Genomic DNA, 18,629 nt, shown 5'->3' with positions numbered 1-18,629 from the left:
TGAGGTCACCCGGCCGAGCGGCGCTGCCCGGTGAACCGTTAGCATGCGACGCCATGAGCTCAGCCACTGGCCCCGCACCCGGTCTGCCCGTACGAATGCCGCGTCCACGTCAGCCCGGTCGGCACCGCAGGCCCGAGACCCTGTCCGTCCCGCAGGACGCGCCGCCGCTGGTCCTGGCCGTCCCCGGCGCGCCCACCGCCGCCGTTCGCGCCATCGTGGACGAGATCGTCAGCATCGCCCGTTGGGAGCTTTCGGGGCTCAACCCGCTGGTCGGCTACATAGAAAGCGGCGCGGAGGACGCCGACTTCCCGTCGCTGGCCGAGGTACTGGCGAAGTTCCGCGGCGAGGGGGCGGCCGAGGACCAGGTCGCCGCCGTGGTGGTACCGCTGCTGGCCGGTCCTGACGAGGCCGTGCTGGGGCGCATACGCCAGGCCGTCGCGGACAGCGGTGTCCGCGTTGACCTCACCGACGCCCTGGGCCCGCACCCGCTGCTCGCCGAAGCCCTGCACGTACGGCTGTCGGAGGCCGGTCTGGCGCGCGCCGACCGCGCCCGGCTGTTCACCGTGGCCACCGCGGCCGACGGCATTATCCTGGCCACCGTGGGCGGCGAGGAGGCGGTTCAGGCCGCGGGCGTCACGGGACTGCTGCTGGCCGCCCGGCTCGCGGTGCCGGTGATGGCGGCGGGCCTTGACATGGACGACGCGATCGCGCGCACCGCTGAGCAGCTGCGCGCCTCCGGCTCGTCCCGACTGGCCATCGCGCCCTGTCTGGTCGGCCCCGAACTGCCCTCCGGCCTGCTGGACAAGGCGACCGAGGCCGCGGACTGCTCGGCCGCCGAGGCGCTCGGGCCGTACCCGGCGGTCGGCAAGCTCGTGCTCGCCAAGTACACGACCGCCATTGGCATCGCCCCGCAGCAGCCCCAGGGCGCACCGCTGCGCTGACGCGTCGTCCGCTGGGTGGGGTCGCGGGGTTTGAGCCCGTCGGCCCCCACCGGCGTCTCAGCCGAACACGACACAGGAAGCGGCGGGAACCGGGAGCGAGCCGGTGCGCCGCGGGTGGCCGGTGGTCGGGTCCAGCTCGAACCAAGTGACGTCGCCCGAGCGCTCGTTGGCCGCGTAGAGGCGGCGCCCCGCGGGGTCAAGGGTGAGATGGCGGGGCCAGTGGCCGCCGCAGGAGTGGGTGCCGAGCAGTTCCAGTCGGTCGCCGTCCGCGTCAAGGGACAGTACGGCGATGCTGTCGTGGCCCCGGTTGGCGACCCAGGCGAACCGCGCGTCCGGCGAGATGACCACCTCGGAGGGATAGTTGGACTGATCCGCCGCCTCCTTGGGCAGCGTCGCCGCCGAGCCGAGCGGCGTCAGCACGCCCGCCGCCGCGTCCCAGGCCAGGACCGTGACCGAGGACTCCAACTCGTTGACCACGTAGGCCCGGTGGCCGCGCGGATGGAAGGCGAGATGACGCGGCCCGCTGCCCGCGCGCAGCACCGTCTCGTGGTGTATGCCCAGTTGGCCGCTGTCGCCGTCGAGCGCGCAGACCCGTACCGCGTCCGTCCCGAGGTCGACGGAGAGCACCCAGCGCCCACTGGGATCGGGCAGCACCGCATGGGCGTGCGGCGCTTCCTGGCGCTCCGGGTTCGGCCCGCTGCCGGTGTGCTGGAGTACGTGGCGCGGTGCGCCGAGCGTGCCGTCCGGGGCTACGGGGAGCACGCTGACGCTGCCGGAGGCGTAGTTGGCGGTGAGGAGGTGGCCTGCGGCCAGGCACAGGTGCGTCGGGGCGCCGCCGCCCACCGGTACGGTCGCGCCCAGCGGCGCGGGGGCGTTCGGCTCCCGCAGCGACAGCGCGGCGGCGCCGCCCTCGGGACGCTCGCTGACCGCGTAGAGCACGGCGCCGTCCGCCGCCACCGCCAGGAACGACGGGTCCGCCACGGCGTCCGTACGGCCGAGTTCGGTGAGCTTTCCGGTGTCGGGGTCCACGGCGGCGGTGATGACGCCGTGCCCGCCCGCCGAGGTGAACGACCCGATGTACGCCCGCTGCATCACCACTCCGTCCGCCGCCACGTCACAACGCGGACAACGCTATAGCGGCGTCACGGCGAACGGGGGTTACGGTGAGTCCGGCGGCGCCGAACCAGCCGCGGCCCCTTACGCCGCAACCCCCCGCAGCGGAGCCTCAAGCTGCGCCAACGACCGCTCCAGCCCGTGCAGATGGGCCAGCGCCTGCTCCGCCACGGAGCCGTCACCGGACGGGACCGTCTCCGGCACCGCCAGCGGTTCCGCACCGCGAAGCGTCAACCGCCGTACCGCCGCTTCGACGCGCGCGCACGCCGCGAGCAGCCGCTCGTCGTGCGAGGCGTGCGGATGCGCCACCACCTCCGCCAGCCCCCGTACCTGCCGTACGCAGTCATCCAGCAGCGCCAGCACCTGCCGGGCCCGCGCCTTGCGCGCCCGCAACGGATTGAGCGGGTGGACCAGCGGCGCCACGGACACCCGCACCCGCCCGAGGAGCGCGTCGAGTTCCTCGACGTGCCGCTCCAGGGACTGCTCCGCACCTCCGATGTGCCGCGCCGCCGCCCCGGTGGCGTTCCGCACCGCGAGCAGCGCGCGCTGGATCCACGCGTCGGTGGTCGCGTGCGTGGTCACCGGCAGCACCAGCAGCACCGCGAGCAGCGCGCCCGCCGCCCCGATCGCCGTCTCCTCAAGCCGCAGTACCAGCAGCGCGGGGTTCAGCACCCCCAGCAGCCCGTAGAGCAGTCCGGCCAGGACCGTCACGAAGAACATCATCCAGCTGTACGAGACGGCCGCCGTGTAGAAGATCCCGAAGACGCACGCGCCGACCAGCACCGCCGTGGGCACCGGCGCGCCGTTGACCGGCACCGCGATGCCGAGCCCGGCCACGATGCCGATGACGGTGCCCAGCACCCGCCGGAAGCCGCGCACCAGCGTCTCACCGCGCGACGCGGTGTTGACGAAGATCCACCAGGCCGCGGCGACCGCCCAGTACCAGCGGGCCTGAGACAGCAGTTCGCCGCCGACCACCGCGAACGAGGCCGCGGCCAACGCCTGGAACGCCTGCCGCGTGGTGGGCCTGCGCAGCCCGCCGGGCTGCTCGGGCGGCGTGACGGCGTGCGGCAGCGGCGCACGCCGCTCGTAGCACCACAGACCGAACCGGACGAGCGCCGCGCAGCCGAGCCCGATGGTGAGCGCCGCGTACAGCTCGGGTAGCAGCCCCGGCCCGGCGCGCAGGAACTGGGCGGTGAAGAACATCATGAACGCGAACACACCGAGCGCGTGCCCGCGCGCTCCCCAGCGGCGCGCGTAGACCCCGGCGAAGACCACGGCGAGGAAGGCCACGTCCCGTGCGACCACGTACGGATGCAGCCAGGCCGCCAGGGCCAGTACGGGGTAGCCGACCACCGGAAGCAGCGCGGTGGTCACGGCCTGCTGCGGAACGCGGGGATCGGCGACGGTGAACAGTGCCAGCATCGCGGCCAGCCCGCCCGCGATCATCGGGAGCAGCGGCAGCCCCGCGAACCCGATCGCTGTGACGGCGACCCCGACCCCCACGACCGCCCGCGCGGCGAAACGCAGCCGCGCCAGGCCCGGGTCGGGTGCGACGAACATCCTCTTCACCGGTGGCTTCCCCCAAGGTCGTCAGTGCACCGCCGAACAGGTTCGGCCGCACGACGGCGGCCGGATCCGCGCGCCGGTGCGCGGACCTCACGGCGAGGGCAGAAGGCATGAATCAGGGCGGTGCGGGGGAGACAGCGGCCTCGTCGCCGTACTGTCGCTGCCCAGCGCAACGCCATCGATGCGGCCAGGAAAGCATCCCGTGCCCTGACGGCTCAAGTGATCCCTTCGGGACTGTGCCATTGGTACAGTCGAGGCACTGTTTTGCCGACCGTGAGGAGGCCGCTGGCCCATGCCCGTGGACGCGTTGGACGCCCGGATCCTGCGGTTGCTGCTGGAGCAGCCGCGCACCAGCGTGCGCGAGTACGCCCGGATCCTGGGTATCGCCCGTGGGACGCTCCAGGCTCGTCTCGACCGGCTGGAGCGGGACGGGGTGATCACCGGGTACGGCCCCCGGCTCTCACTGGCCGCGCTCGGCCACCCGGTGCTGGCGTTCGTGCACATCGAGGTCACCCAGGGCCATCTCGAAGATGTCGGCACGCGACTGGCGGACATCCCGGAGATCATCGAGGTGTTCTCGATCACCGGCGGCGGTGATCTGCTGACCCGGGTCGCGGCCCGCGACAACGCGCATCTGGAAGACGTGATCCAGCAGGTGATCCGCATGCCGGGAGTGGTCCGTACGCGCACCGAGGTGGTACTGCGCGAACGTGTTCCGCAACGAACGCTGCCCCTGGTGGAGTCCGTCGGCCGAGGCGCCAGCGGCACCCCATGACAGCCATCCGCTTCAACGGCCCCACCCGCGCCGGGCATTGACCTCCGCCACCCGGGCCCGCAGTTCGTCCAGCGGGCTGGCGGGACGCACCGCGTCCCGCCGCACGTTCCACGGCTCCCCGCCGCCTGCGGGCCGCAGGCTTACGGTCCGGGCGTTGCTGCCCAGTACGACGCCCACCCGGTCCGTCCCCGTGTCCAGCACCACCGCACCCATCTGCGGCCAGTCCTCGGTCGCCATTCGCCAGTCGCCTTCCGTGACGTTTCGTGTTCCTAGCGTTGCGACCTGGCGGTACGGTGGGCAGGGGGAGCCGCCGGACAAGCTCCGTGTCCAGTGAGGGAGTTGTACGTGACCCAGCCCAAGTCGTTGGACGGTTCAGCGAACCCCCGTGCCTTCTTCGGAGCGGAGCTGCGGCGGCTACGGACCGCGGCGGAACTGACACAGGAACGGCTGGGCTCGCTGGTGTACCTGTCGGGCGACACGATCGCCAAGGTGGAGAAGGCGGTGCGGGTTCCTACGGAGGAACTGGCCCAGCGGTTGGACGCCGCGCTGGGGACGGATGGGCATTTTGATCGCCTGTTCAGGCTTGCGGAGAAGAGCAGCAAGCATCCGCAGTTCTTCGCGCTTCACGCCGAGTTGGAGCGTACGGCTCAGAGGATCGAGGAGTTCTCCCCGTATTTGGTGCCCGGATTGATCCAGACCGAGGGCTACGCGCGTGAGATCTTCCGTGCCTTCTGGCCGTACCTGCCAGATGAACAGGTCAACCAGAAAGTCAAGGCTCGCCTCGACCGAGCAGCCTTGCTAGACAAGGACGTTGAGTACTGGGCGGTACTGGATGAGATGGTGCTCAAAGAGCCAGGGCTGCCACCTAGTGTCATGCGGGAGCAGGTGCAGCACATCGTCGCCCTGATCAAAGATCATCGCGCCATCGTGCAGGTCCTGTCACGCTCTGCGGGCATGCATGCGCTGCGCAGCGGCCCGCTCACGATCCTGACCCTTCAGGACAGCACGCCCGTGGCATACGTAGAGGCCCCGCACACGGGCCAACTCCTCGACAGCGCAGAGCAGGTACATGCCTGCCGACTGTCTTACGATCTCGTACGGGCCGCCGCGCTGCCGCCTCCGGCGTCCCTGGAACTGATCGAGTCGACCTTGGAGGAATACGGCACATGAGCGACACCCGCGCTGCGCGCAAAAGCAGCCACAGCAGCGGTGACGGCGGCAACTGCGTCGAGGTCTATGGAGGTTGGCGCAAGTCAACCTACAGCGGCGGCGAGGGCGGCAACTGCATAGAAATAGCGGACGGCATACCCAACCTGATCCCCGTCCGGGACAGCAAGGACCCCCACGGCCCAACCCTGACCTTCGGCGCCGACGCGTGGGCCGCCTTCGTCGCCGGGATCAAAGCCGGGGAATTCAACTAGACCCCACCCCGTCACGTCCAAGATCCCGATCGAAGGCGAATGCGACTTACGTCGCATTTTCTGGCGAACTCTTCCACCGCTCCGCGGTGATTTGTTACACACGTCAGATTGATCCGCCCACGCGATCGGGAATCTCACCATGCATGACCGCGCCCCCAACGAAGACCTGCACGTGCTGGAAATAGACCTCACCCACGATGAGGCACGGCGCCGGGCCGCGGTCCTCGCCGCGCTGGGCGACAGCTGGGACCCGATCGCGGCGATGGAGGGCGAGGACGAGGCGCACCGCCTCCTCTACTCCGGCCTGGACGAGGAGCAGCAGGCGATATACCGCCAGCTCCAGGAGGCCGGTGTGCTGCCTCCCCAGGAGGGGGACGGGAATGCTGCCGATTGATCCCAGCGCCGACATAGGCCGCAGGGCGTGGGTTCCGTGCCCGCACTGCCAGGACCACCAGGAGTGCGACGCTTGCGCGGCCGGACGCGACTGCGCCGACCACTGGCGCTACCTGCTGTCCAACCAGGGCCGTCTGCTGCACCTGCAGTGCCCGAACTGCACCCACGTGTGGTCCTGGGACTCCGGGTTCGGCGCCCAACCGCCCACCCCGCACCACTGACACCGCCCGTCACTCACGGTTCAGCCAGGCTCACCGCCAGCACCGCGATGTCGTCCTGCCGTTTGCCCTCGGCATGCCGGGCCACATCGCCCAGCAGGGTGTCCACCAACTCGTCCGGCGAACCGAACCGCACTCCGGTGAGCCGCTCGACGGGGTCGTAGAAGTCGCCGGTACGGTCCCGGGCCTCGGTGATCCCGTCGGTCATGAACAGGAGCGTGCTACCGGGCGCCATCTTGACCGCTTCCGCCGGGAAGCCGCTTTCCCGCAGGTTGCCGAGGCCGAACGGCACATCCGGTTCCGCGGGCTCCAGTGCCCGTACGGTGCCGTCCCGCAGCAGGAGCGGTGCGGGGTGGCCGCGGTTCATGATCCGTACCAGGCCGTCGCCGGGGTGGATCTCCGCGACGACGGCCGTGACGAAATCTTCCAGCGGCAGCTCCCCGGACCGGCGGCGGGCCTCGCGCATCGCGGAGCCCTCAAGGCGCGCCACCATCCGCTCCAGCACCGGTTCGGTGTCGGCCAGTTCGCGGAACGCCCCCACGACGACGGCGACCGCGCTGACCGCGCCCATGCCCTTGCCGCGTACGTCGGCGACGACCAGCCGGACCCCGTACGGCGTCTCCTGCACCGCGTAAACATCGCCGCCGATCTGCGCCTTCAACTGGGCCGCCGCATAGCGCGCCGCCAACCGTAGCGGCCCCAGCCGAGTGGGCGGGTGCGGGAGCACTGCGCGCTGTGCGGCGACGGCCATGTCGCTCATCGTCACCAACAGCCGTCCCTGGCTGCGCAGTACGTGGTTGAGGTACACCGCGACGACGGCGATGATCACTACGTTGGCGATGTCGATCGGATGGTTGGCCAGTGGGTGGCCGACGGGCGTCATCCCCAGGATCACGTCCACCACCACGGCCACACAGCCGACAAGCACCGTTCCGCGTTGGGTCAGCAGTGCCGCCGCCACCGCCGGGGCCGCCGCGAGCAGCGGCGAGGAGGAGTACTGGGGCGGTGTGGCCACGTCGAAGATCACGCTGATGACGATCAGCGCCGCCGGGAGCCATCGCAGCTGGCGGACTCCACACGGCCCAGCCGTCGCGTCCGCCGCTCTCTTCATCCCGCCGGTGGACCCCATCGCCTCCAGCCTGCCGGAGACCGACAGGCGGTGCACGCCGAGTCACCGTCTCATCACTACGCTGAGCGACGATCGATGACTTAGCGCTGCTACGCGATGAACCGCCTGCGCACGACCCCACGGCCTTCAGACCATCCCCTTGACTGGCCGCTGACCAGCCTGCTGTCGGCGGAGCGGCGGGACGAACTGCACTCGCTCACCGATGTGCTGCTGCGCGTGGTCGACCCTCCTGAACAGGCGGCGATCCGGATCCAGCCCCTCCATCAACTGCAGGGAGAATCAACCGAGTTGCGCCGCCGCGCCTCCGGTGACGATCCGACCAGTGCCCTGATCGCGGTCCGCGACGAGGACGGCACGCGGCTGAGCGAGTCCGAACTCCTCGGCACCGTAGGCTCGGCCCTCAGCGGTCCATCGGGCGCCGCGCGGTCTCCGGAAGCACCAGGTAGCAGACCGCCGAGACCAGGCACAGCACGGACACGTACCACGGGAACCAACTCGCGTGCCCGGCCTGCTTGAACCAGGTGCCGACATAGGGCGCCGTGCCGCCGAACAGCGCCACGGTCAGCGAGTACGGGAAGCCGATCCCGGCCGCCCGCACCCTGGCCGGGAAGACCTCGGCGTTCACCGCCGCCGCGATCGCCGTGTATCCGGTGAGCAGCACCATGCCCGCGCACTGCACCAGCAGCAGCGAGAGGAAGGCGGACGTGACGCAGTGCAGCAGCGGCACGGCGAGCAGCGCGAAGCCCACCGAGAACCCGATCAGCAGGGGTTTGCGGCCGATCCGGTCGGAGAGTGCGCCGCCGAGCGGCTGGAGAACGGCGAAGAACGCCAGCGAGATCGTGCCCACCGTCAGCGCGTCGCCCTTGTTGAAACCCGCGTTCACCGTCGCGTAGGTGGGCAGATATGTGGTCCAGGTGTAGTAGGCGATCGTGCCGCCCACGGTGATGCCGCAGATCAGCAGTGAGGGGCGCGGATACCGGCGAAGCGCCTCGAACAGCGCTGGGCGCGGAGCCGCGCGCTGCTCCTCGCTCCTGGTCTCGACCGCGCCGCGCCGGATCCAAAAGCCCACCAGGCTGATCACGGCACCGAACAGGAACGGCACCCGCCAGCCCCAGTGCGCCATCTGGCCGTCATTGAGCAGGTGGGCCAGGAGCGCGGCGATTCCGGAGGCCACCAACTGCCCGATGGTGGTGGACACATACTGGAAGCTGGAGAACAGCCCCCGGCTGCCCGGCCCGGCCGACTCCACCAGGAACGTGCTGGAGGCCGCGAACTCCCCGCCCACCGAGAGCCCCTGCACCAGCCGGGCGACCACCAGCACGGTGGGGGCCAGCAGTCCGCTGGCCGGGTAAGTGGGCGTCAGCGCGACCAGCAGGCTGCCGCCGCCCATCAGCAGGATGGTGACGGTCAGCGCGGCGCGCCGACCGCGCCGGTCGGCGACCGCGCCCATCAACAGCCCGCCGACCGGCCGCATGAAGAAGCCGACCGCGAACACCGCGAAGGTGGACAGCAGCGGCACAAGGGAGTTGCCCGAGCCCTTGGGGAAGACCTGGTCGGCGAAGTAGACGGCGAGGAAGGAGTAGGCGTACCAGTCGTACCACTCGGCCGCGTTGCCGATGCAGGCGGCGACGAGCTGCCGTACGGGCGCGCGGCGCGGCAGCGGGATGCGCGCCGCCGCGATGGTGCCTGGATCGGTCATGTCGTACGCGTTCCTTCGTGCGGGCTCGTCGGCCAGGGCCTGGCAAGGTTGATCAACCGACTCTGCCCTTGACCTATGCCCGTCACACGCGTTGAAACATGGAATTCATGATCCGGCATTCATCGGATGTCTGCTTCACTCGGGTTGCCCGTTAGGGCACTATGGGCACGATCAACCGGCAGGCGAGCGCACCGGAGGCGGCACGTGCGGGTAGCCCTGTTCATCACGTGCGTCAATGACGCGTTGTACCCGGGAACCGGCCGAGCGGTGGTGACGCTCCTGCGGCGACTGGGTGTCGAGGTCGACTTCCCCGCCGAGCAGACCTGCTGCGGCCAGGTGCAGTACAACACCGGTTACCGCCGTCAGACCGAGCCGCTGGTGAGACGGTTCGCAACCGTCTTCACCGAGTACGACGCCGTGGTGACCCCGTCCGGATCCTGCGCCGCCATGGTGCGCGAACACTATCCGCGGATCGCGCGGCGCGCCGCGGACGAGGACCGGGACGGCGAACTGGCCGAGCTGACCGGCCGGATCGTGCCCAAGGTTTATGAACTGTCCGAGTTCCTGCTGGATGTGCTGCGCGTCGAGGACGTGGGCGGGTACTTCCCGTACACCGTCGCCTACCACCCGACCTGTCATTCGCTGCGCCTGCTGGGAGTCGGCGACCGGCCGACCCGACTGCTGCGCGCGGTCAAGGGACTTGACCTCGTGGAGTTGCCGGGCGCCGAGGAATGCTGCGGGTTCGGCGGCACGTTCAGCGTCAAGAATCCCGACGTTTCCGCCGCCATGGGCGCCGACAAGGCGCGGGCCGCCGTGGACAGCGGTGCGCAGGTGCTGTGCGCCGCCGACAACTCGTGTCTGATGCACATCGGCGGCACACTGTCGCGGCGCGGCGGCGGTCCCCGGGTGCTGCACCTGGCGGAGATCCTGGCCAGCACGGAGGAGAACGTCTCATGAGCGACGCCGCATCGTTTCCCCAGGCGGCCCGGATCTCCGTCCGGAACGCCCAACTGCGCGGCAACCTACGGCACGCCACCCGCACCATCCGGTCCAAGCGAGCCAGGGCAGTGGCCGAACTCGCCGACTGGGACCGGCTGCGCGCCGCTGGTGCCGCCATCAAGGACCGCACCCTGCGCCATCTCGACCAGTACCTGGAGCAGTTGGAGGCCGCGGTCACCGCGGCGGGCGGCACGGTGCACTGGGCGGTCGACGCCGACGAGGCCAACCGCATCGTCACCCGACTGGTGAAGGCCACCGGCGAGAAGGAGGTGGTCAAGGTCAAGTCCATGGCCACCCAGGAGATCGGTCTCAACGAGGCGCTGGCGGCGGCCGGTATCCGTGCCTACGAGACCGACTTGGCGGAACTGATCGTGCAGCTCGGCGCGGACCGCCCGTCGCACATCCTGGTACCGGCCATCCACCGCAACCGTACCGAGATCCGCGATATCTTCCGCCGCCAGATGGGAGCTTGGGGCCGACCGGCGCCCGAGGACCTGTCCGACTCCCCCGCCGAACTGGCCGAGGCGGCCCGGCTGCACCTGCGGGAGAAGTTCCTGCGCGCCAAGGTGGCGATCTCCGGGGCGAACTTCATGGTCGCCGAAACCGGCACCCTGGTGGTCGTCGAGTCGGAGGGCAACGGCCGTATGTGCCTGACCCTGCCGCAGACCCTCATCTCGGTGGTCGGCATCGAGAAGACCGTCCCCACCTGGCGGGACCTGGAGGTCTTCCTGCAGCTCCTGCCGCGCTCCTCGACCGCCGAGCGGATGAACCCGTACACCTCCACCTGGACCGGCACCACGGACGGCGACGGCCCCAGCGAGTTCCACCTGGTGCTGCTGGACAACGGGCGCACCGACACACTGGCCGACCAGGTGGGCCGCCAGGCGCTGCGCTGCATCCGCTGCTCGGCGTGTCTGAACGTCTGCCCGGTCTACGAGCGGGCGGGCGGCCATGCGTACGGCTCGGCGTACCCCGGGCCGATCGGCGCCATCCTCACCCCGCAACTGCGCGGAACGGCAAGCGCGTTGGACGCCTCACTGCCGTACGCGTCCTCGCTGTGCGGGGCGTGCTACGAGGTGTGCCCGGTGGCCATCGACATCCCCGAGGTGCTGGTACACCTACGGGAGCGGGTCGCGGAGGGCGGTTCCGTGACCCGTAACGGCGCCCGGGTCACCATCAGACCGGCGAAGGGCCATGCCGCCGAGCGGGTCGCGATGCGAGCCGCTCGCTGGGCGTTCGAGCATCCCCGGGCGCTGCGCGCGGGCGAGCGGCTGGCGGCGCGCACCCGTCGGGCGCATCCGGCACGGCTGCCGGGAGAGCCATGGAGCGCGAGCCGCGATCTTCCGGTGGTGCCGCCCGAGCCGTTCCGGGACTGGTGGCAACGCACCCACGGCGGCAAGGAGGCCAAGTGAGCAGCCGGGAGACCGTCTTGAACCGCATCCGGCGCGCGCTGGCCGACGTACCGGTCACCGAAGTCCCCCGTGACGTGCCCGTCGACCGCTGCTATCTGCGCCGCCACGGCGAACGCACTGATGAACAGAGCGCCGAACTGCTCGCCGAGAACCTGGCCGACTACCGAGCGGTGGTACACCGCTGCACCGATGCGGAACTGCCGTCCCGGATCGCCTCGTTGCTCGCCGCACACGGATCCCGCACGGTGGTCGCGCCAGCGGGCGCACCGGCGCGCTGGCTGTCCGAGAGCACGGGCGTCGAACGCGTTCCGGAGGACGTGACCGCTCACCAACTCGACACGGTGGACAGCGTACTGACAGGTTGCGCGGTCGCGATCGCCGAAACAGGCACCGTCGTCCTGGACGCCTCCCCGGACCAGGGCCGTCGCCGCATCACCCTGGTCCCCGACCACCACATCTGTGTGGTCCGCGTCCCTGAACAGGTCGTCGACTCCGTCCCCGAAGCCCTGGAACGCCTCTCCCCACAGCGGCCGTTGACCTGGATATCCGGGCCTTCGGCCACCAGCGACATCGAACTGGACCGGGTGGAGGGGGTCCATGGACCGAGGGAGCTCGAGGTGGTGCTGGTCACGTCCTAGCGGGTGGTCCGGGGTTCCGGAGGCGGTCCGACGAACGGCGGCAGGGCGGCGAAGGCTGGATCGGTCCGCACCGTGCTGGCCAGGCGTCCCAGCAGCCGCCTGGCCCTGGACAGCGGATGCTGCGGGAAGCGGGCGTCGTAGCAGGGGTCATCGGCCCGGTTGAACGGCAGCGGGCCACGCAGCTCGGGGGCGAACGGGTGCGGCAGGAAGGCCTGCTCGAAGCCCACTTCAAGGGCCACGGTGGACTCACGGATCCCGGTGGTGCCGAGTTCGACGGACTGCACCTTGACCACCACACTGCACGTCGCACGAGGGACCGTGAAACTGCCGAGGAAGATCAACCCGGTCTGCTGGTCGGGATTGCGGAACTTGTTGATCTGCACGAGCGCGGGAAGCCCACCGAACCACTGGACGTTGGCCTCCACCAACGTGCCACCGGCGCGGGCCGTGCCATGCGCCATCTCCCAACGCAGCCGGGGAAGGTCCTCAAGCGGTGCGGGAAGGTCAGGGGGCAGGCCGAAGTAGGAGACGGTGACCGCGTCCCCCTGGTCGTTCACCCATGTGCACGCGTCCAGCTGCCGGAAGTCCGGCAGGTCCACCCCGTGTATCGGTCCCATGGGCGATGATCTTGCCCCATGCCGCCGCATATCCGGGGGTTGGGGCTGGACACTCCACCGGTCGGCGTGAAGTCCGCTGCGGTTCGGTAGCGCCCCGAAGGGGCGCGAAGAACTGCGCGACCAGCCGCAGTGGGGCCGCAGACGATCGACGACGGCACATCGCCGAACCCCCCAGCGGAGCGCCTAGCACTCCACCATGGCCGCGCTGGTCGCCCCGGCTCCAGGGAGACCGCCAACACCCGGGTTCCCAGGGGGTGTTGGTCCTCGATGACGCGCTGCAGGGTCATGAGCACCCCTGTGGGGCGGCCGCATTCGATGATGCGGGTGCCGTGGCAGCCGAAGCGTTCACGGAAGCGGCGCTCCAGGGCCGGGGTTTCGGTGTGCAGGGCGACGCGGTCGATGCGCGACCAGGCGGTGCCAGCCTCCCGCAGGGCGCGGCCGATCAGCCGGTCCAGCTCCCGGTCGTCGGTGTCGCGGCCGGTGACCACGGAGCGGACGCGGTTGTGCGGCCAGTTCTGTTCGGCGAGGAGCACGGCGGCGGTGCCGCCGGTGGTGGGCGCCATCACCAGGCCCTGCCGCAGGGTGGCGTCGGTGATCAGGTGACCGGCCACCCTGGCCAGCAGGGCCAGCGCACTGGCGCCGCCCTCCGCCACCCGGTACGAGCAGGCGCGGCCGACACCCAGTGCGTCCAGGCCCTGGCGCGCGGCGAGTTGGGCCTGCGCTCCGCCGTCGTACCGCGTGCCACAGACCAGGTAGTAGGGCAGCACCAGTTCCGCCGCCGCCATAGAGGCCCGTGCCAGTGCGTCTTCGGTTGCCGCGCCCAGTCCGCTGGAGCTGCCCACCGAACGGATGCCTATCGCCGCTGCCTTCACGCCGCCCGCTCCTTTCCGCCTTGTTCACTTGGTGCGCGATGTTGTCGCTTGGTGCGCGATGCGGTCCGCTGTGGACCGCCGCGTATGTCAACCTATGCGGCGTGAAAGGGCATCTTGGGCATGTCGCGCCCGTATTGACTGGCCTCTGGCGTCCGAAAGGGCCATCTTGGCGGGGCGTTGATGTCGCGGCTTTGTTGATGCTCCTGTTCAGGCTTCGGGTACCGGCCGTGGCTCAGGGCCGACATAGCGGGCGTCCGGGCGGATGATCTTGCCGTCCTCCGCCTGTTCCAGGATGTTGGCGCTCCAGCCCACCACACGGGCGCAGGCGAAGGTCGGGGTGAACATCTCTCGTGGCAGACCGCACAGTTCCATGACCACACCGGCGTAGAACTCGACGTTGATGTGGAGTTCGCGGCCGGGCTTCAACTCGGCGAGTATCTCCTCGACGCGCCGCTCGACCTCGATGGCGAACTTTACGCGGGATCCGCCGAACTGCCGCGCGATCCCCTTGAGCAGCCGCGAGCGCGGATCCTCGGTGCGGTAGACGGCGTGCCCGAAGCCCATGATGCGCTCACCCGCCAGGACCCGTTCGCGGATCCACGGGGTGATGCGGTCCGGGCTGCCGATGGCGTCAAGGGTGTCCAGGGCGCGACTGGGCGCGCCGCCGTGCAGCGGGCCGGACAGCGCTCCGATCGCCCCGGTCAGGCAGCCGGCGAGGTCGGCGCCGGTGGAGGCGATGACCCGGGCGGTGAACGTTGACGCGTTGAAGCCGTGGTCAATGGTGGAGATCAGGTACTGCTCAATGGCGCGGGACTTGGCGGCGTCCGGCTCCTGGCCGGTGAGCATGTACAGGTAGTTCGCCGCGTACGGCAGATCGGCGCGCGGTTCAAGGGGCGCAAGGCCACGACCGAGCCGGTGCAGCGCGGTGACGAGGGTCGGCACCCAGGCGCAGGCGGCGAGCGCGTCCTCGGCACGCTGGGCGGGGGTGAGGTCGTACAGCGGCCGGAACCCGGCGGCCGCCCCGGCCAGCGAGAGGGCGGTGCGCAGTGCGGTGAGCGGTCCGGCGTCGGCGCACCCGCTGGCGATGGCGGGCAGGGCGGCGCGCACGGCGTCGGGCAGCGGGCGCAGGGCGGCGGTGCGGGCGGTGAAGGCGGCGCGCTGGTCGGCGGTCGGCAGCTCGCCGTGGAGCATCAGGTACCACCCGTCCTCGAAGGCGCGGGTGCGGGCCAACTCCACGGCTGGGTACTGCCGGTAGTGGTAGAAGCCCTCACGGCCACGGACCGCGCCCAGGGCGGTGTCGGTGACCACGACTCCCTTGAGACCGCGGGGCACGTCGACCAGGGTGTCGGCCGGGGCGGAAGCGGATGTGTCGTGGTGGGCGGTGCTGGTCGGCATGGTGTCGTCGTCCTCCGTCGGCCGTCTCTCAGCGCTTGGCGTCGCTCAGCGTTGGCGCCACTCAGCTTTTGGCGCCGCTCAACATCGCGTCGTACGCAACATTGATTTCAATGTCTATGGTTGACTAGTTGATGTCAATGTTGATTGAATCAATGTGAATGAAAAACGGGACGCCACGATGCGATGGGATGGGCCGCATGACGGAACGGGCGGCACAGCGGCGGAGACTGACCACCAAGGAGGCGGCGCAACGCCTCGGCGTCAAACCCGAGACGCTCTACTCCTATGTCAGCCGCGGACTGCTGAGCAGTGAGCGCGTCTCCGGCGGCCGGGGCAGCACCTTCGACGCGGCCGAGGTGGACGACCTGGCGCGACGCGGCCGTCGTGTACGCCCCACAGCGCCGGAGGAGCCGCAGGCCACCGCACACACCATGCCGGTGACCACCGGCATCACCCTCATCGAGGACGACCGCTACTACTTCCGCGGTGTCGACGCGGTCGAGTTGGCCACCCGGTTCGGCTACGAGGAGGTAGCCCAGTGGCTGTGGACCGGGACCCTGCGGCCGGGCACCCGTTTCAGCGCGCCCGGGGAGGCGCTGGCCGCCGCCGAGCGCGCGGTCGCCGCCCTGCCCGCGCACAGTGGCCTCACCGACCGGCTGCGCGCCGCGACCGTGGCCGCTGCCGTCGCGGATCCGCTGCGCTTCGACCTCACACCGAAGACGGTGATCGCCGCGGCCCGCGGCCTGATCGCCACCCTGGTCGACTCGCTCCCCCTGGCAGGCGACCGGTTCCACCGGCCAGGCGGCTCGATCGCCCACCGTCTGTGGTCCCGCCTGACCCCCAGCGAGGCCGACGCGGCGTCAATTAACGTCCTGCAAGCGGCACTTGTGCTGCTGATCGACCATGATCTGGCCGCCTCCACGGTCGCCGCCCGGGTCGCCGCATCGTCTCGCGCACACCCGTACGCGGTGGTCTCGGCAGGGCTCGGCGCCCTCGACGGCCCCCTGCACGGCGCCGCCAGCGGGCTGGCGCACCGGATGCTGACCGAGGTGCTGGAGCGCGGCAGCGCGGCAGCCGTCGTCTCCGACCATCTGCGCACCGGACGCACCGTGCCCGGACTTGGCCACCGGCTCTACCGGGGCGAGGACCCACGGGCCCGGGCACTGTTCGAGCTGCTGGCCCAAGTGCCGTCGGCCGAGCGGACGTTGGACGCCGCGCGGGCCGTGGTGCGAGCCGCCGCCCGGGACGCACCGGTGCATGCCAACGTCGACCTGGCGCTCGGGGTCCTGTCGGTGTCCGCCGGGATGCCGAGCGAGGCGGGCGAGGCGGTGTTCGCGGTGGCCAGGACGGCGGGGTGGATCGCGCACGCGCTGGAGGAGTACGGCGAGCGGCCGTTGCGGATGCGCCCGCGCGGCCAGTACACCGGCCCGCGTCCGCCCCAGCCACTGCCCTGAAGTCAGCCCGCGGCGTCCAGCGCCGCCAACTCCTGCTTCGGCGCGGCCGGTTCGGCATCCTGGGGTGCCAACCGCGCGTCGCGCCGGACCAGTTCGGCGTACCGGCCCCCCATGGCCAGCAGTTCGTCGTGCTTGCCGCGTTCCACGATCCGGCCGTGGTCCAGCACCACGATCTGGTCGGCGTCGCGGACCGTGGACAACCGGTGCGCGATGGTGATCGTGGTACGCCCGGCGGCGAGCGCGTCGATGGCGTCCTGCACGGCGTGTTCGGTGCGGGTGTCCAGGGCGCTGGTCGCCTCGTCCAGGATGAGCACCGGCGGATCGCGCAGGATGGTGCGGGCGATGGCCAGCCGCTGCTTCTCACCTCCGGAGAAGCGGTAGCCGCGCTCGCCGACCACCGTGTCGTAGCCGTCCGGCAGTGCGGCGATGTGGTCGTGGATCTGCGCGGCCCGGGCAGCGGCGGCCAACTCCTCGTCCGTCGCGTCCGGTTTGGCGAACCGCAGGTTCTCCGCGACCGAGGCGTGGAAGAGGTAGGTCTCCTGGGAAACCACCCCGACGGCGCGGGAGAGCGTGTCGAAGGACAGGTCCCGTACGTCTACGCCGTCGATGGTGACCCGGCCCGCGGTCACGTCGTACAGCCGCGGCACCAGATAGCTCAGCGTGCTCTTACCGGATCCGGTGGCGCCGACGATCGCGAGACTGCCGCCCGCCGGTACCGTCACGTCGACGCTGGACAGGTTGGGCTCGGACGCGTCGGCGTCGTAGCGGAAGTCGACGTTCTCGAAGCGCACATCGCCGCGCACCTCCTCCAGCCGTATCGGGTCGGGGCGTTCGGTGATCTCCACCGGCAGGTCCAGGTACTCGAAGATCCGCTGGAACAGCGCTATGGACGTCTGCACCTGCACCCCCGTCTGCAACAGGCTGACCGTGGGCCGGAACAGGCCCTGCTGCAGCGAGACGAACGCCACCAGCGTGCCTATGGAGATGGTGGGTCCGCCGAAGTGCAGCGCGATCCCGGCCGCCCAGTAGATCAGGGCGGGCATGGCCGCCATCACGATGCTGATGGTCGACATCCGCCAGCGTCCGGCCATGTCGGAGCGCACCTCAAGGCTGACGAGCTGCTCCGACTCGGCCTCGAAGGCGCGGGTGAGCGAGTCGGCGCGGCCCATGGTGCGGCCCAGCAGGATGCCGCTGACCGACAGCGACTCGGTCACTATCGCGGACATCGCGGCCATCTGCTTCTGCCGCTGGGCGGTAATCTTCCGGCGTTCGCGGCCCACTCGGCGGCTGATCGAGACGAAGACCGGCAGCAGCAGGAGGGAAGCGACGGTCAGGCGCCAGTCGAGGGCGAGCATCGCCACGATGGAGGCGATCACGCTGGTGGTGTTGGAGACGATCGAGGTGGCCGTGTTGGTGACGGTGGCCTGCATCCCGCCGATGTCGTTGGCGATGCGGGACTGCACCTCGCCGGTGCGGGTGCGGGTGAAGAACGACAGCGACATGCGCTGCAACTGCGCGTAGACGGCGGCCCGCAGATCGTGCATGACGCGCTGGCCGACGGTGGTGGAGATCAGCGTCTGGAGCACCCCGAAGACGCTGGTGATCACAGCGGTGGCGATCATGCCGAGGGCGAGCAGGCTGAGCAATCCGGTGCGGCCGTGCGGAATGGCCGTGTCCAAGATCGCCCGCAGCAGGAACGGCGAGGCGATGGAAACCAGCGAGGACGCCGCGACCAGCAGCAGGACGACGGTCAGCCGCCAGCGGTAGGGGCGGAACAGCCGGAGGATGCGCCGCACGTCGGCGGGCCGTTCGGGGTCCTTCGGCGGCGGGGTCCAGTCGATGTCACGTGAGTGCGGATTCATGTGCTCCTACGGAGTAGTTCGGAGACGGGTGCCCGGGCTGAGGGCACACCGCGCCACACCTCGGCACGGTGCCGTCGTATGCGAGGGTAGTTCATTGTTACCTATATTCACAATGAGTTTAG

The 18,629-nt window shown here is 70.4% G+C and carries 19 protein-coding genes; 10 read left to right on the top strand and 9 right to left on the bottom strand.

The window, feature by feature from the left end:
* The first annotated feature begins 53 nt into the window (after nt 1-53).
* Nucleotides 54-941, top strand: coding sequence for a sirohydrochlorin chelatase (locus NON19_RS07205; RefSeq protein ID WP_255925810.1), 888 nt, complete (start codon nt 54-56; stop codon nt 939-941).
* Nucleotides 942-998: 57 nt separating this feature from the next.
* Here NON19_RS07205 and NON19_RS07200 read toward each other — a convergent pair whose 3' ends face one another.
* Both NON19_RS07200 and NON19_RS07195 read right to left on the bottom strand, forming a co-directional pair.
* On the bottom strand, nt 999-2,033 hold the full coding sequence (locus tag NON19_RS07200; RefSeq protein WP_255925970.1) for a lactonase family protein: 1,035 nt from the start codon (nt 2,031-2,033) through the stop codon (nt 999-1,001).
* 105 nt (nt 2,034-2,138) lie between these two features.
* A complete protein-coding gene (locus NON19_RS07195; protein ID WP_255925969.1) occupies nt 2,139-3,617 on the bottom strand; it encodes an FUSC family protein in 1,479 nt (492 codons plus the stop codon).
* 298 nt (nt 3,618-3,915) lie between these two features.
* Here NON19_RS07195 and NON19_RS07190 point away from each other — a divergent pair, with 298 nt between their 5' ends.
* Nucleotides 3,916-4,398, top strand: coding sequence for an Lrp/AsnC family transcriptional regulator (locus tag NON19_RS07190; RefSeq protein WP_255925809.1), 483 nt, complete (start codon nt 3,916-3,918; stop codon nt 4,396-4,398).
* A 12-nt stretch (nt 4,399-4,410) separates the two neighbouring features.
* Here NON19_RS07190 and NON19_RS07185 read toward each other — a convergent pair whose 3' ends face one another.
* Complete coding sequence (locus NON19_RS07185; RefSeq protein ID WP_255925808.1) at nt 4,411-4,635, bottom strand: hypothetical protein; 225 nt, start codon at nt 4,633-4,635, stop codon at nt 4,411-4,413.
* Between the two features lie 108 nt (nt 4,636-4,743).
* On the opposite strand from NON19_RS07185, the gene NON19_RS07180 reads away from it, so the two are divergent.
* The 4 genes from NON19_RS07180 (at nt 4,744) to NON19_RS07165 (ending at nt 6,433) form a co-directional block, all read left to right on the top strand.
* Nucleotides 4,744-5,568, top strand: coding sequence for a helix-turn-helix domain-containing protein (locus NON19_RS07180; RefSeq protein WP_255925807.1), 825 nt, complete (start codon nt 4,744-4,746; stop codon nt 5,566-5,568).
* Nucleotides 5,565-5,819 (top strand): DUF397 domain-containing protein, encoded by a 255-nt coding sequence (locus tag NON19_RS07175; RefSeq protein WP_255925806.1) that lies wholly within the window; start codon nt 5,565-5,567, stop codon nt 5,817-5,819. Before NON19_RS07180 ends, NON19_RS07175 begins: the two co-directional genes overlap by 4 nt.
* 139 nt (nt 5,820-5,958) lie before the next feature.
* Nucleotides 5,959-6,213: a DUF6400 family protein gene (locus NON19_RS07170; protein ID WP_255925805.1), complete on the top strand. Its 255-nt coding sequence runs from the start codon at nt 5,959-5,961 to the stop codon at nt 6,211-6,213.
* A complete protein-coding gene (locus tag NON19_RS07165) occupies nt 6,200-6,433 on the top strand; it encodes a phage terminase large subunit family protein (protein ID WP_255925804.1) in 234 nt (77 codons plus the stop codon). Before NON19_RS07170 ends, NON19_RS07165 begins: the two co-directional genes overlap by 14 nt.
* Nucleotides 6,434-6,446: 13 nt before the next feature.
* Here NON19_RS07165 and NON19_RS07160 read toward each other — a convergent pair whose 3' ends face one another.
* Together NON19_RS07160 and NON19_RS07155 are read right to left on the bottom strand one after the other, a co-directional pair.
* Complete coding sequence (locus NON19_RS07160) at nt 6,447-7,595, bottom strand: PP2C family protein-serine/threonine phosphatase (RefSeq protein ID WP_255925803.1); 1,149 nt, start codon at nt 7,593-7,595, stop codon at nt 6,447-6,449.
* A 364-nt stretch (nt 7,596-7,959) separates the two neighbouring features.
* Nucleotides 7,960-9,258 (bottom strand): MFS transporter, encoded by a 1,299-nt coding sequence (locus NON19_RS07155; RefSeq protein ID WP_255925802.1) that lies wholly within the window; start codon nt 9,256-9,258, stop codon nt 7,960-7,962.
* 204 nt (nt 9,259-9,462) lie between these two features.
* On the opposite strand from NON19_RS07155, the gene NON19_RS07150 reads away from it, so the two are divergent.
* Genes NON19_RS07150 through NON19_RS07140 form a run of 3 tightly spaced genes read left to right on the top strand, consistent with a single transcriptional unit; the run spans nt 9,463 to nt 12,307 of the window.
* A complete protein-coding gene (locus tag NON19_RS07150) occupies nt 9,463-10,215 on the top strand; it encodes a (Fe-S)-binding protein (RefSeq protein WP_255925801.1) in 753 nt (250 codons plus the stop codon).
* Nucleotides 10,212-11,669, top strand: coding sequence for a lactate utilization protein B (locus NON19_RS07145; protein ID WP_255925800.1), 1,458 nt, complete (start codon nt 10,212-10,214; stop codon nt 11,667-11,669). The genes NON19_RS07150 and NON19_RS07145 overlap by 4 nt, the downstream gene beginning before the upstream one ends.
* Nucleotides 11,666-12,307: a LutC/YkgG family protein gene (locus tag NON19_RS07140; RefSeq protein ID WP_255925799.1), complete on the top strand. Its 642-nt coding sequence runs from the start codon at nt 11,666-11,668 to the stop codon at nt 12,305-12,307. Before NON19_RS07145 ends, NON19_RS07140 begins: the two co-directional genes overlap by 4 nt.
* Here the strand turns inward: NON19_RS07140 and NON19_RS07135 are convergent.
* From NON19_RS07135 to NON19_RS07125, 3 genes are all read right to left on the bottom strand, one after another.
* The gene (locus tag NON19_RS07135; RefSeq protein ID WP_255925798.1) at nt 12,304-12,924 is read right to left on the bottom strand and encodes a hypothetical protein; all 621 of its coding nucleotides are present in this window, start codon (nt 12,922-12,924) and stop codon (nt 12,304-12,306) included. The genes NON19_RS07140 and NON19_RS07135 overlap by 4 nt on opposite strands.
* Complete coding sequence (locus NON19_RS07130) at nt 12,861-13,796, bottom strand: hypothetical protein (RefSeq protein WP_255925797.1); 936 nt, start codon at nt 13,794-13,796, stop codon at nt 12,861-12,863. Before NON19_RS07130 ends, NON19_RS07135 begins: the two co-directional genes overlap by 64 nt.
* Nucleotides 13,797-14,003: 207 nt before the next feature.
* Nucleotides 14,004-15,191 (bottom strand): citrate synthase/methylcitrate synthase, encoded by a 1,188-nt coding sequence (locus tag NON19_RS07125; RefSeq protein ID WP_255925796.1) that lies wholly within the window; start codon nt 15,189-15,191, stop codon nt 14,004-14,006.
* A 197-nt stretch (nt 15,192-15,388) separates the two neighbouring features.
* Here NON19_RS07125 and NON19_RS07120 point away from each other — a divergent pair, with 197 nt between their 5' ends.
* Nucleotides 15,389-16,645 carry a citrate synthase gene (locus tag NON19_RS07120; protein ID WP_255925795.1) on the top strand — a complete coding sequence of 419 codons (1,257 nt, stop codon included), beginning with the start codon at nt 15,389-15,391 and terminating at the stop codon, nt 16,643-16,645.
* Nucleotides 16,646-16,647: 2 nt separating this feature from the next.
* Here the strand turns inward: NON19_RS07120 and NON19_RS07115 are convergent, their stop codons facing one another.
* Nucleotides 16,648-18,507 (bottom strand): ABC transporter ATP-binding protein, encoded by a 1,860-nt coding sequence (locus NON19_RS07115; RefSeq protein ID WP_255925794.1) that lies wholly within the window; start codon nt 18,505-18,507, stop codon nt 16,648-16,650.
* Between the last annotated feature and the right edge of the window lie 122 nt (nt 18,508-18,629).

It is taken from the genome of Streptantibioticus rubrisoli (assembly GCF_024436055.1).
Lineage (GTDB): Bacteria > Actinomycetota > Actinomycetes > Streptomycetales > Streptomycetaceae > Streptantibioticus_A > Streptantibioticus_A rubrisoli.
This window is presented reverse-complemented; position numbering and strand designations above follow the sequence as displayed.